Source organism: Aurantimonas marianensis, assembly GCF_024195285.1.
GTDB lineage: Bacteria > Pseudomonadota > Alphaproteobacteria > Rhizobiales > Rhizobiaceae > Aurantimonas > Aurantimonas marianensis.
Genome location: NZ_JALHBS010000081.1, coordinates 68,058 through 80,435 on the forward strand (window position 1 = coordinate 68,058; position 12,378 = coordinate 80,435).

Sequence of the window (12,378 nt, forward strand, 5' to 3'; positions counted from 1 at the left end):
TCACGGGTCGCGGCGGCCATCGAACGCGGACATCAGGGGGCTATCGTTAAGGGAGCGGGACGGTCGGGATCAAGGCCCCAGACGGACGGTGCCCTGCGTTACTCCACCATCGCGCCGGGGCCGGGCGTCGCGCCCGGCGGGCACTTGCCAAGGATGATCATGCCGAGCACCTCGTCCTTGGTGACGTCGCCGGTCCTGGCGCCGCCGACGATCTGGCCGTTCTTCATGACGATCACCCGGTCGGCGAGATCGAAGACATCGTGGATGTCGTGGCTGATCAGGAAGATGCCGATGCCGTCCTTCTTCAACTCCTTGATCAGTTCGCCGACCTGCGCGGTCTCCTGCGGCCCGAGCGCGGCGGTCGGCTCGTCCATGATCAGGATCTTGGCGTTGAAGAGGATCGCCCTGGCGATCGCGACCGACTGGCGCTGGCCGCCGGAGAGCGCCTTCACCGGTTCCTTGAAGCGGCGGAAGTTCGGGTTCAGCCGGCCCATCACCTTGCGGGCCTCGGACTCCATCGCGGCGTCGTCGAGCGTGCCCCAAGCCGTCAGGATCTCGCGGCCGAGGAAGAGGTTGGCGGCGGCGTCGACATTGTCGGCGAGCGCCAGCGTCTGGTAGATCGTCTCGATGCCGTAGGCCTTGGCGTCGCGCGGGTTGGAGATCGCCGCCTCCTCGCCGCGCACGTGGATCGTCCCGGCATCGCGCTTGTAGGCGCCGGAGAGGATCTTGATCAGGGTCGACTTGCCGGCGCCGTTGTGGCCGAGCAGCGCCACGACCTCGCCGGGATACAAGTCGACCGAGGCGCCTTCGACCGCGTGAATGCCGCCGAAGGCGATCGAAATGTCGCGCATGTCGATCAGCGCCGGCCCGCTGCGGTCGACGGCGCCGGGGTGGCCGGGGCCGTGATCGGTGATGGCCTCCATCGTCGTGCTCATGCGGCCCTCCTGCGGTAGGTGGTGTCGATCCAGACGGCGATGACGAGGACGATGCCGACGACGATCGACTGCAGCGGCGAATCGACACCCAGAAGCACCATGCCCGATTGCAGCGACTGCATGACGAGGGCGCCGAGCATCGCGCCGATGATCGTGCCGGCGCCGCCGGCGAGCGAGGTGCCGCCGATCACCGCGGCGGCGATGACATAGAGTTCGTCGAGCGTGCCGAGGGCGTTGGTGGCGGCGTTGAGGCGAGCGGTGGAGATCGCCGCGCCGAGAGCCGCGAGCGCGCCCATCAGCATGAACACTTTCATCAGTACCCAGCGGGTGTTGATGCCGGCGAGTTCCGCCGCCTCCGGATTGCCGCCGATGGCGAAGACGTAGCGGCCGAAGCGGGTGCGGCGGGCGACGAAGGTCATGACGATGCCGACGACGATGGCGAGCAGCACCGGCACGGCGACGCCGTAGCCGATCTGCAGGCCGCCCTCGGGGATCTCGATGCCGTTGGCTGTGGCGTAACGCCGGGCGATCGCCGACGGCCATTTATAGGCATTGACGATGGCGGCGGCGCCGATGATCGCTATGAAGGCAATCGCGCCGATCGTCGCCTCCGCCCAGATCGGCCGGAGCGGGAAGCCGAAACTGAGGCGTCGGCGCCGCGCGACGACGAGCGAGAGGGCGACCGCGACGCAGGCGACGAGCGCCAGCACCCAGGTCCATGTCTCGCCGAGCGAGCCGGTGGCGCCGCCGCCCATCAGCCGGAAGGTATCGTCGAGCGGCGCGACCGTTCGGCCGGAGGTCAGCCACCAGGCGCCGCCGCGCCAGACCAGCAGGCCGCCGAGGGTGACGATGAAGGCCGGCACGCCGAGATAGGCGATGACATAGCCTTGCAGGCCGCCGATCGCGACGCCGACGAGGACGCCGCCGAGAAGCGTGATGATCCAGACGAACGGATTGTCGAAACCGAGGAGACCGGGCAGGATCTGCGCCTGCAGCGCCGCCATCGCCATGCCGGTGAAGCCCAGGATGGAGCCGACCGACAGGTCGATGTTGCGGGTGACGATGACCAGCACCATGCCGGTCGCCATCACCGCGATCGACGAGGTCTGCACCGTCAGATTCCAGAGATTTCGGGGCGTCAGGAAGATGCCGCCGGACAGGACGTGGAAGACCAGCCAGATGACCAGCAGCGCGCCGACCATGCCGAGCATGCGCGTGTCGACCTCGGTGGCGCGGATGAAGCCCTTGAGGCCACCGCCGCCCGGCGTCGCCGCCGCTCCGGCTGTCGTTCCCGATGCCGCTTGACTCATGGCCGCCTCCCGAGCGCGGAATGAGGAAATGGGTCGCCGGTTTTCCGCCCGCATTCCGCGCGAACTTGCTGGAATCGATCCGATTTCATCGTGATCGAGAGCGGCGCTTTCTCACTGGCCCGTATGGGGCGCGGCGAGCGCTTGGCTCCGCCGAACTGTGCAACGAATGACGCCGGATAGAAAGCCTTCGGCGGCGTCGCCACGCGTCTTTACGATCGTCGGCCGCCGCCCTCGCGGGCAGCGGCCACAGGTCGTGTTAGCCGCAGGCCGGGACAGAGCCGGCTTCGACACCCTGGCAGACGACGTCTTTCGACACCCAGCCGGCGTCGATAATCGTGTCCAAATTGTCCTTGGTGATCGCGACCGGCTTCAGGAAGATCGACTGCATCTCGACACCCTTGGGACCGCCGCTGAACGCCTCGACGTCCGCGACTTCGCTCATCGCCGTCCCGTTGGCGAGATCAAGCGCGATTTCCGCCGCCCGCTTGCCGAGTTCGCGGGAATCCTTCCAGACCGAGACGGTCTGGGTGCCCCGGGCGATGCGGTTCAAGGCCGCATGATCGGCGTCCTGGCCGGAGACCGGGACGGAGCCTGCCAGACCCTGCGCCTCGAGCGCCGCGATGGCGCCGCCGGCGGTGCCGTCATTGGAGGCGACGACCGCGTCGACCTCGTTGTTGGTGGCGGTCAGGATCTGTTCCATGTTCTGCTGAGCGTTGGCCGGCAGCCAGGCGTCGGTGTAGGCCTCGCCGACATTCTTGATCTTGCCCGAATCGATGGCTTCCTGGAGCACTTCCATCTGGCCGGAGAATAGGAAGTCGGCGTTCGGATCGGCCGAGGAACCCTTGATGAAGGCGTAATTGCCTTCCGGCTGCACCTTCTGCACCTCGCGGGCCTGGATACGGCCGACCTCCTTGTTGTCGAAGGTAATGTAGAAGGCGTCCTGATTCTCGATCAGACGGTCATAGCCGACTACCGGAATGCCGTTGTTGACGGCGCTTTCGACGGCGGGACCGATGGCATCGGAATCCTGCGCGAGAATGATCAGGGCATCGGCGCCCTGAGAAATCAGCGACTCCACGTCGGTGAGTTGCTTCGACGCCGACGACTGGGCGTCGGCCGAGATGTAGCTGGCACCGGCGGCTTCCAGCGCTTCCTTGATCGCCGCCTCGTCGGTCTTCCAACGCTCTTCCTGGAAGTTCGACCAGGACACGCCGACGGTCTTGCCCTCCTGGGCGGAAACCACGCCCACGGCAGCCATCGAGAACACCGCGCCGGCAAGCGCGAGCTTCAGAATTTTCATGAAATCCTCCCGGCGCACTGGCGCCCAACGATCAGACGACCGGACCGTTCTCCCGACCGGTCGAGACTTTTTCCAAGCCTCGTAAAAAATCGTGACAGCAATTCCCATCCGTGTCAACGTGCCATTGGAGGAACCCGCGCGATCCGACTTCAAGAGCGGCGGCGCGGCCGGGAGAACAGGCAGGAACATGCTCGCGAAAACCGATGCGGAGGACGTGCGCGCGCACAACCGGCGCGCCGTCATCGACCATCTGCGGCGGACCCCGGTCTCGACGCGCAAGGCCATGAGCGCGGCCACCGGCCTGTCGGTCTCGGCCGCTTCCGCCATCGCGACGGCGCTGCTGCGCGCCGGCCTGATCGTCGAGATCGATGACGACGAGCGCGCGGCGCGGCGCGGTCGACCGGGCCGAAGCCTCGCGCTCAACGGCTCGGCCGCCAGCGTCGCGGTCGCCAAGATCGCCGTCGGCGAGCTGGCCGTTCGCGTTTGCGACTATCGCGGCGCCATGCTCACGGAGGCGCGGCGAGATTGCGACCTCGCCGATTTCGGTCAGGACGAGATCGTGCGGTTTCTGGCCATGCTGCTCGGCGAAGCGACGGCGCGATTGGCAGGCAATACGATGCCGCAGAACCTCGTGGTCGCCGTCCAGGGAAAAACCGACAGCCATGCCCGGCGCATTCTCTGGTCGCCGGCGCTGAAGGCTCGCGACCTCGACATCGCCGATCCACTCACCGCCCTGACGAAGGTGCCCGTCGGCGTCTTCAACGATTGTTCGCTGATGCCGGAGGCGTTCCGCTGGAAGCCGGATTTCGCCCATCGCGATTTCGCCACGCTGTTCATTGGCGTCGGTGTCGGCATGGGGCTGCGGCTGGGCGGCACCACCTTTCGGGGTCAGCGCTCCTCGGCGGTCGAGTTCGGCCATATCAACCACATTCCCGGCGGCGCCCTCTGTCGCTGCGGCAATCGCGGCTGCATCGAGGCCTATGCCGGCGACTATGCGATCTGGCGGCGGGCGAACGGCCGGACGGACGAAATCTCGGCGGGCCGGGTCAGCGATGCCGACATGCACCATCTCGCCGCCCAGGCCCGATCGGGTGATCCCGCGGCGACGCGGGCCTTCGCCGAGGCGGGCACCGCAATCGGTTACGGTCTCGGGCGCATGTTCACGCTGGTCGATCCCTTGCCGGTCGTCTTCACCGGCTCCGGCGCCCATGCGATGGATCTGCTGGAGCCGGTGATCCGCGCCGGCATCCGCGACAGCGCCATCGACGGGGTCGGCGCCGACATCCCGTTCTCGCTGGCGGACGATGTCGACGAACTTATCTTCGGGGCCGCCACCGCCAAGGGGCTGGCGGCATGCGACGATGAATTCGCCCGAGCCGGCAACGTCGAAACGAGGGAGGCCGCCTGATGCGACGCGCGATCCTCGTGACCGGCCTGATCGCCGCATTGGCGCTCCCCGCCGCGGCGCAAGAGCCCGCCTGGCGCGAAACCGCGATCAAACAGCGGATCGATCCGGCGAGCCTGTCCGGCCTCCTCTCCGCCGAAGCCCTGCGAGACCTTGCGCAGAAAGGCCGCGCGCTGTTCGAAGCGCGGTTCACCATCCTCGACGGCGCCGGCCGCCCGAACGCCACCCAGGCGATCGTCCCGACCGCCTCCCGCCGTCCCGCCGAGCAGGCGTTTCAGCGGCTCGCCGGCCCCGACGCCAATGCCTGCGTCTCCTGCCACAACGAACCCGTCACCGGCGGCGCCGGTGGATTCGTAACAAACGTCTTTGTCTCCGAAGGCTTCGAAAGCGCCGATTTCGACACGCTCGACCCGCAATTTTCCAACGAACGCGGCACCAACCATCTGTTCGGCGCCGGCCTCGTCGAGCTGCTTGCGCGCGAGATGACCGCCGACGCCGTCGCCGCGCGGGCGAGGGCGCTGAGACAGGCGCGCGCGTCAGGCGAGGCGGCGCGCATGGACCTCGCCTCCAAGGGCGTCTCCTTCGGCCGGATCACGGCGCTTCCCGATGGGTCGGTCGATCTCGCCGAACTCGACGGCGTCGACGCCGATCTGGTCGTGCGGCCCTTCACCCAGAAAGGCGTGATGACGTCGCTCCGCCAGTTCACCGTCAACGCGCTCAACCATCATCATGGCATGCAGCCGGACGAGCGCTGGGGCGCCCGCTGGACCGGGACGGCGGATTTCGACGGCGACGGCGTCGCCGACGAGATCGGCACGGGCGAGGTTTCGGCGCTGGTGGCCTTCCAGGCGAGCCTGCCGCCGCCGCGCGAGACCGCGCCGGACGATCCGGCGTGGCGAAAGGCCGCCACCACCGGGCGTCAGCGCTTCGCCGATCTCGGCTGCGAGACCTGCCACCGCCCGGCCCTGCCGCTGGAAAGCCTGGCCTTCGCCGACCCCGGCCCGGTGGATATGGCCGGCACGCTGCGCCAGGGCGATGTGGCAACCCCGGCGGTCTACGATCTCGCGCTGCTCGATTGGGCCAGGACGTTGCCCCGCAACGACAAGGGCGAGATTCTCGTGCCGCTGCTCGGCGATCTCAAGCGTCACCGCATCGCCGACACGAGAACCGCGGCGCTCGGCAACGAGACGCTCGCCCAGCGCTTCGTCGAACGCGACGTGTTCATGACGGCCGAATTGTGGGGGATCGCCGATACCGGCCCCTACGGGCATCGCGGCGACATGACGACGCTGGACGAGGTGATTCGCGCCCATGGCGGCGAGGCGAGCGAAAGCGCCGAAGCCTATCGCGACCTGCCCGAGGCCGAGCGCTCGGCGCTGATCGCCTGGCTGAAGACGCTGAGGATCGAACCGTGAGCCGCCGTCTCGCTCAGAGGGGACGGGGCCTTGCGATCGGTCTCGCCGGGCTGCTCGCCGCCGTCTCCGCCCGTGCCCAGGAAAATCCGACGCCGTCCTTCGCCGGCGATACGCCGGTGTTTCAGGAAGAGGCGAAGGCGGCCGGCATCGACCATGTCTATGGCGGGCCGTGGGAGTTCTTCGTCGGCGGCGGCGGCGCGGCCTTCGACTGCAATGGCGATCGCTTCCCGGACATTTTTCTCGCCGGCGGTAAGGGCGCGAGCGCGTTCTACGTCAACCGGTCGAAGGCCGGCGGTCCGCTCGCCTTCGAGACAATCGCCCAGGATCTCGACCCGAAGGACCTCGCCAACGTCACCGGCGCCTATCCGATCGACATCGACCAGGATGGCCGCGAGGATCTCGTGCTCTTGCGGGTCGGCGGCAATATCCTCTTGAAGGGCGGCCCCGACTGCCGCTTCGACAAGGCGAATTTCGACTGGAAGTTCGATGGCGGCCGCGCCTGGACGACGGCGTTCTCGGCGATCGTCGAGCCGGGGGGGCGGTTTCCGACGCTCGCCTTCGGCAACTATGTCGACCGCTCGGCGCCCGGCTCGCCCTGGGGCACCTGCGCCGACAATGTCCTGCTGCGTTCCAAGGAGGGCGAGACACCGAACTATTCGGAGCCGACGATGCTGACGCCGGGCTATTGCGCCCTGTCGATGCTGTTCACCGACTGGAACCGCTCGGGCCAGCCGGCGCTCAGGATCACCAACGACCGGCAGTATTATCGCGGCGGCGAGGAGCAGCTGTGGCGCGTCGAGCCCGGCCGGGCGCCACGCCCCTATCGCAGGGCCGACGGCTGGCAACATTTGACCATCTGGGGCATGGGCATCGCCGAGGGCGACATCGACGGCGACGGCACGCCCGAATACGCCCTGACCTCGATGGGCGACACCAAGCTGCAATTCCTCGATCGCGAATTCGAGGACGCCCCGACCTATCGCGACGAGGCCTATCAGCGCGGCGCGACCGTCCACCGGCCCTACAAGGACGACGCGGGCAAACCGTCGACCGGCTGGCACGCGGGCTTTGCCGATTTCAACAACGACACCGCGCTCGATCTCTTCATCGCCAAGGGCAATGTCGAGGCGATGCCTGATTTCGCCGCCTATGACCCGGACAATCTCCTGATGGGCGGCTTCGACGGCCGCTTCACCGAGCGCGGCGGCGAGGCCGGCCTCGCCTTGCCGACCAAGGGACGCGGGGCGCTGATCAGCGATTTCAACCTCGACGGCGCGCTGGACCTCCTGGTCGTCAATCGCGGCGCTTCGGCGAGCCTGTTCCGCAATCTCGGGGCGAAAGCGGATTTCGGCCAACGGCCGCTGGGCAATTTCCTTCAGATCGCGCTCGGCCAGAAGGACCAGAACCGGGCAGCGCTCGGCGCCAAGCTCGCGGTCCGCGTCGGCACGAAGACCATCAACCGCACGGTTCAGGTGGGCGGCGGCCATGCGTCAGGCTCGGCTGGCTTCGTCCATGTCGGCCTCGGCACCGCCGAGCGCGCCGAAGTGCGGGTGCAATGGCCGGACGGCGAATGGAGCCATCCCTACCGGGTCTTCGCCAACAATTTCGTGCTGATTGATCGCGGCGCGGCGGACGCCCGCTATTGGTATCCCGACGCCGACCGTCCGGTCACGCGCCCCGCAAGGGCCGCCGACATCCGCTGAGGAAACCCCCTATTTGCCGAGCGGCGGCGCGGTGGCCAGCGACACCGACTTGATCTGGGCAAAGAGCTGGTCGCCGACGGCAAGGCCCAGCCGCACCGCCGAGCGCCGCGTCACCTTGGCGACGAAACTCATCTCCGGCGCTCCGTCGAGGACGAGCACGAAGGCCAGGCTGGCGGCCGCGGCGGTCGGCTCCACAGCGACGATCCGCACGGCGAGCGTGTTGAGGATGGTCGAAAGAGTCGGCACCTCCCGCGACAGGCTGACGTCGCTGGCCTCGATGCGCAGACGCCGCAGCCCGCCGATGTCGTCCGGCCCGCAGCCATCGACGAACACCCGCTGGCCGCCGAGATCGAGTTCGGCGAGCGCGTCCGCCGCGTCAAACGCCACCACGCGCGCCGGCAGCACCGAAGCCGCGTGCGGATCACGCACGAAGCCGAGACCGGCGTCGGTCAGCGCCATGTTAAGCGGACCGCTGGCGCGCACCCGGCCATTGTCGAGCACGACGATCCGGTCAGCGAGGCGCTCGACCTCGGACATATCGTGGCTGATATAGAGGATTGGGATTCGCAGCCGATCGTGCAGCGCCTCGAAATACGGCAGGATCTCATCCTTCGCCATGCGGTCGAGGGCCGCAAGCGGCTCGTCCATCAACAACAGGCGCGGCCGCGACAGGATCGCGCGGCCGAGGGCGACGCGCTGGCGTTCGCCGCCGGACAGCGTCGTCGGTGAGCGGTCGAGCAGCGGAGAGAGGCCGAGCAGGCCGACAATCTCGGCGAACCGCCCTTCATCGAGGCCGCCGACGCTGCGCCGCGCGCCATAGACGAGGTTTTTGGCGACCGTCAGATGGGCGAACAGGCTCGCCTCCTGGAAGACGTAGCCGATCTCGCGCCGGTGCGGCGGGCGAAAGGTCCGTGCATTCTGCCAGGTCTCTGAGCCGACCACGACCCGGCCCTTGAGCCGTGTGAGGCCGGCAATGGCCCGGAGCACCGAGGTCTTGCCCGAGCCGGACGGGCCGAACAGGGCGGTGACGCCGGAGGCGGGCAGATCGAAGGCGACGTCGAGCGCGAAAGCCCCGAGCCGGCCCGCAAGCGCGATGTCGATGCGGGCCGTGTCCGCTTGGGAGCCATCATGGGTCGTCACGGCTGCGGCTGCCCCATCCGCCGGCCGATCAGCGTCATGGTCAGGATGACGAGGAAGGAAAACACCAGCATGCCGCCGGCGAGGATATGCGCCTCGGTCCAGCGCAGGGTCTCGACGTAATCATAGATCGCGACCGACAGCACCTTGGTCTCGCCGGGAATGCTGCCGCCGATCATCAGGACGACACCGAACTCGCCGACGGTGTGGGCGAAGCCGAGCACCGCGCCGGTGAGGAAACCCGGCCGTGCCAGCGGCAGCGCCACCGTCAGGAACCGGTCGAGCGGCGCGGCGCGCAGCGTCGCCGCGACCTCCAGCGGGCGCTCCCCGATCGCCTCGAAGGCGTTGCGGATCGGCTGCACGACGAAGGGCATCGAATAGACCACCGAGCCGATCACCAGCCCCTCGAAGCTGAAGGCTAGCGTTCTCACGCCGAGAAGCCCGCCGAGACCGTCCGGCCCGAGCGCGATGAGAAGATAGAAGCCTAGGACGGTCGGCGGCAGCACCAGCGGCAGCGCGACGAGCGTGCCGACGATCTCCTTCCACCGCGCCCGGGATCGCGCCAGCCACCAGGCGAGCGGCGTGCCGATCAGCAACAGGATCAGCGTCGTCGCGGTCGCGAGCTGAAGTGTCAGGACGACCGCGCTCAGGATTTCGCCGCCTTCGAACACGGCGTCAATCGCCCGTATCGTAGCCGAAGCGGCGGATGATCGCGGCGGCCTCCGGCCCCTTCAGGAAAGTAAGAAATGCCTTGGCCGTCTGGCTGTCCCGGCCGGTTTCGAGCAATACGGCATCCTGCCGGATCGGCGGATGAAGATCGGTCGGCAACTCCCAGAGCGAGCCGCTCTCGTTGCCGGCGACCTGCGCCAAGGCGACGAAGCCGAGTTCGGCATTGCCGGTCGCCACGAACTGGAACGTCTGCGCGATATTGGTACCCTGGACGAGCTTGGGCTCCAGCGCGTCGTAGACGCCGAGCGCCTTCATCGCCGCAATGGCGGCGGCGCCATAGGGTGCGGTCATCGGATTGGCTATGGCGATCCTGTCGAAATCGCCGGCTTTCAGCGTCTCCGCGCCGGTGATCCGGTCCGGATCGGCGCTGTAGAGCACGATCTTGCCAATGGCATAGGTGAAGACGGTGCCCTCGACGGCGAGCTTCTCCGCCACCGCCTTTTTCGGCCGTGCGTCGTCGGCGGCCAGAAACACCTCGAAGGGGGCGTTCTGGGAGATCTGTGTGTAGAGCGTACCGGTGGAACCGAAACTGAGTTCGGCCGTGTCGCCGGTCTTCGCCGCGAAAGCGGCGGCGATCGCCTTGGCGGCCTCGGTGAAATTCGCCGCCACCGCGACCCGCACGGTCGCGGCATCGGCGAAGGACGGCGCGCACAGCGCAACGAGAAGGCCGGCGACGGCCAAAGAGCGGATCCAGCGACGCAAGCGACATCCTTTGCTTGGGCATGAGGTCAGGCGGACCATAAACGCCCGAACCGCGGCCCGCCAGAGCGCCCGCGCCCTCAGCGGTCGGCAAGCGCCCGTTCGATTTCGGCCGCCGTCGGCATCGCCGATTGCGCCCCGACCCGGCGACAGGCGAGCGATGCGGCGACGACGGCCCGTTCGGCCGCTTCTGCGGTGGCGCAATTTTCGGAAAGGCAGGCCGCGAAGACGCCGACGAAGGTGTCGCCGGCGCCGGTGGTGTCGACCGGCTCCACCGCCAGCGCCGGAATCGCATGAACCCCGTCGCCGCCGGCCACCAGCGCGCCCTTGGCTCCCAGCGTGGCGATGACGACGAGACCGAAGCAGGCGGCGAGAGCCGTCGCCAGCGCGCCGGGCTCCTCCCCGCCGATTGCGGACAGCGCGGCGGCGGCGGCAAGCTCGCTCTCGTTGACGACGAGGTAATCGGCCGGCGCCAGCAGCCCCGACAGATCGTCTGCATCGAGTTGGGCGGGCACCGGGGCCAGATTGACCACCACGCGCCCGCCCTTGGCGCGGGCCCGCTCCGCCGCAGCGAGGCTGGCGGCGAGCGGCGTTTCCATCTGCAGCACGAGCACGCTGGACGGGCCGAGCAGGCCATCCGGCAGCGCTGCGGCGTCGAGGCGCGCGTTGGCGCCGCTCGCCACCGTGATGGCGTTCTCGCCACCGCTGTCGATGCTGATGAAGGCGCAGCCGGTCCGGGCCGGCGCCGTCTGCAGACCGGTGATGTCGATGCCCTCATTAACCAGATTGTCGGCAACCGCTTTGCCCAATTCGTCGTCTCCGACCGCGCCGACCATCGCGACGCGGTCAGCTCCGCCGAGAACACGCGCGGCGGCAACCGCCTGGTTGGCACCCTTGCCGCCGAACAATTGTTCGTAATCCGGGGCAAGCACAGTCTCGCCCGGACGCGCGATCACCGCGACCCGGCAGACCAGATCGACGTTCAGCGAGCCGAAAACAAGGACGGCCGCGGCTTTTAAACCCCGGTCAGCTTGATCGGCCATGGCCTGCTCCTTCGCTCGCATTGTTCTGGGAAAGGCCGCGAGTGGCAAACGCGCCGCGCATGACCCGACGGGTCGGGCGGTATAGGAAAACCCGCCGCGTCATGCCGGGCTCAGGCCCCGCCGCCGGGATGACGATGGATCGGATCGACCCAGTAGACCTCCTCCGGTCGCTCGACCGGCTCGAGGTCGGTGATGTTGACGACGACCGCCTCGTTGTCGGAGCGCACGAGCACGCATTCGAGCGGATTTTGCGGATCGGCGTTGATCTCCTGATGCGGCACATAGGGCGGCACGAAGATGAAGTCGCCGGCTTCGGCCTCGGCCACGAATTCCAGCCGCTCGCCCCAACGCATGCGGGCCTTGCCGCGCAACACGAAGATCACGCTTTCGAGTTCGCCGTGATGATGGACGCCGGTCTTGGCGTCGGGCTCGATGGTGACCGTGCCGGCCCAGATCTTCTGCGCCCCGACGCGGGCATGATTGATCGCCGCCTGGCGAAACATGCCGGGCGTCTGCGCGGTGTTGGAATCGAGCTGATCGCCCTTGATGACGCGGACCCCGTCATGCTTCCAGCGGGAGGGGCTCGGGGATGGGGAACTGTCGCTCATGCTGCCCTCGTCGGCGTGGTTGCTCGGCCGAACGGGACGCTATCCGGAAAACCCCCGGGGCAAAAGCCTCGCCCGGAGGTCGTATTCGCTGCAA

General features: G+C 68.1%; 11 protein-coding genes. 3 read left to right on the forward strand and 8 right to left on the reverse strand.

Annotated features, from left to right (window positions below; translation table 11 throughout):
- Positions 1–98: 98 nt before the first annotated feature.
- The 3 genes from MJ956_RS13250 to xylF form a co-directional block, all read right to left on the reverse strand.
- Complete coding sequence (locus tag MJ956_RS13250) at positions 99–923, reverse strand: ATP-binding cassette domain-containing protein (protein WP_423724874.1); 825 nt, start codon at positions 921–923, stop codon at positions 99–101.
- Between the two features lie 8 nt (positions 924–931).
- Positions 932–2,245 carry a sugar ABC transporter permease gene (locus MJ956_RS13255; RefSeq protein ID WP_253964921.1) on the reverse strand — a complete coding sequence of 438 codons (1,314 nt, stop codon included), beginning with the start codon at positions 2,243–2,245 and terminating at the stop codon, positions 932–934.
- 256 nt (positions 2,246–2,501) lie between these two features.
- The gene (gene xylF / locus MJ956_RS13260) at positions 2,502–3,545 is read right to left on the reverse strand and encodes a D-xylose ABC transporter substrate-binding protein (protein ID WP_253964922.1); all 1,044 of its coding nucleotides are present in this window, start codon (positions 3,543–3,545) and stop codon (positions 2,502–2,504) included.
- 187 nt (positions 3,546–3,732) lie between these two features.
- On the opposite strand from xylF, the gene MJ956_RS13265 reads away from it, so the two are divergent.
- From MJ956_RS13265 to MJ956_RS13275, 3 genes are read left to right on the forward strand one after another with little or no spacing between them, the layout of a single operon-like run.
- The gene (locus MJ956_RS13265) at positions 3,733–4,953 is read left to right on the forward strand and encodes an ROK family protein (protein ID WP_253964923.1); all 1,221 of its coding nucleotides are present in this window, start codon (positions 3,733–3,735) and stop codon (positions 4,951–4,953) included.
- The gene (locus MJ956_RS13270) at positions 4,953–6,365 is read left to right on the forward strand and encodes a di-heme oxidoredictase family protein (protein ID WP_253964924.1); all 1,413 of its coding nucleotides are present in this window, start codon (positions 4,953–4,955) and stop codon (positions 6,363–6,365) included. The genes MJ956_RS13265 and MJ956_RS13270 overlap by 1 nt, the downstream gene beginning before the upstream one ends.
- Positions 6,362–8,068 (forward strand): CRTAC1 family protein, encoded by a 1,707-nt coding sequence (locus tag MJ956_RS13275; RefSeq protein WP_253964925.1) that lies wholly within the window; start codon positions 6,362–6,364, stop codon positions 8,066–8,068. The genes MJ956_RS13270 and MJ956_RS13275 overlap by 4 nt, the downstream gene beginning before the upstream one ends.
- 9 nt (positions 8,069–8,077) lie before the next feature.
- Here MJ956_RS13275 and modC read toward each other — a convergent pair whose 3' ends face one another.
- From modC to MJ956_RS13300, 5 genes are all read right to left on the reverse strand, one after another.
- A complete protein-coding gene (gene modC, locus MJ956_RS13280) occupies positions 8,078–9,208 on the reverse strand; it encodes a molybdenum ABC transporter ATP-binding protein (protein WP_253964926.1) in 1,131 nt (376 codons plus the stop codon).
- Positions 9,205–9,876, reverse strand: coding sequence for a molybdate ABC transporter permease subunit (gene modB, locus MJ956_RS13285; protein ID WP_253964927.1), 672 nt, complete (start codon positions 9,874–9,876; stop codon positions 9,205–9,207). Before modB ends, modC begins: the two co-directional genes overlap by 4 nt.
- A 4-nt stretch (positions 9,877–9,880) precedes the next feature.
- Positions 9,881–10,675, reverse strand: coding sequence for a molybdate ABC transporter substrate-binding protein (gene modA / locus MJ956_RS13290; RefSeq protein WP_423724873.1), 795 nt, complete (start codon positions 10,673–10,675; stop codon positions 9,881–9,883).
- Between the two features lie 38 nt (positions 10,676–10,713).
- Positions 10,714–11,676 carry a ribokinase gene (locus tag MJ956_RS13295; RefSeq protein WP_253964929.1) on the reverse strand — a complete coding sequence of 321 codons (963 nt, stop codon included), beginning with the start codon at positions 11,674–11,676 and terminating at the stop codon, positions 10,714–10,716.
- A 110-nt stretch (positions 11,677–11,786) separates the two neighbouring features.
- Positions 11,787–12,284 (reverse strand): cupin domain-containing protein, encoded by a 498-nt coding sequence (locus MJ956_RS13300; RefSeq protein ID WP_253964930.1) that lies wholly within the window; start codon positions 12,282–12,284, stop codon positions 11,787–11,789.
- Between the last annotated feature and the right edge of the window lie 94 nt (positions 12,285–12,378).

Bases quoted from the DNA above. Each gene is read 5' to 3' on its own strand.
- MJ956_RS13250 (WP_423724874.1), bottom strand. From the start codon at position 923: ATGGAGGCCATCACCGATCACGGCCCCGGCCACCCCGGCGCCGTCGAC.
- MJ956_RS13255 (WP_253964921.1), bottom strand. From the start codon at position 2,245: ATGAGTCAAGCGGCATCGGGAACGACAGCCGGAGCGGCGGCGACGCCG.
- xylF (WP_253964922.1), bottom strand. From the start codon at position 3,545: ATGAAAATTCTGAAGCTCGCGCTTGCCGGCGCGGTGTTCTCGATGGCT.
- MJ956_RS13265 (WP_253964923.1), top strand. From the start codon at position 3,733: ATGCTCGCGAAAACCGATGCGGAGGACGTGCGCGCGCACAACCGGCGC.
- MJ956_RS13270 (WP_253964924.1), top strand. From the start codon at position 4,953: ATGCGACGCGCGATCCTCGTGACCGGCCTGATCGCCGCATTGGCGCTC.
- modA (WP_423724873.1), bottom strand. From the start codon at position 10,675: ATGGTCCGCCTGACCTCATGCCCAAGCAAAGGATGTCGCTTGCGTCGC.
- MJ956_RS13295 (WP_253964929.1), bottom strand. From the start codon at position 11,676: ATGGCCGATCAAGCTGACCGGGGTTTAAAAGCCGCGGCCGTCCTTGTT.
- MJ956_RS13300 (WP_253964930.1), bottom strand. From the start codon at position 12,284: ATGAGCGACAGTTCCCCATCCCCGAGCCCCTCCCGCTGGAAGCATGAC.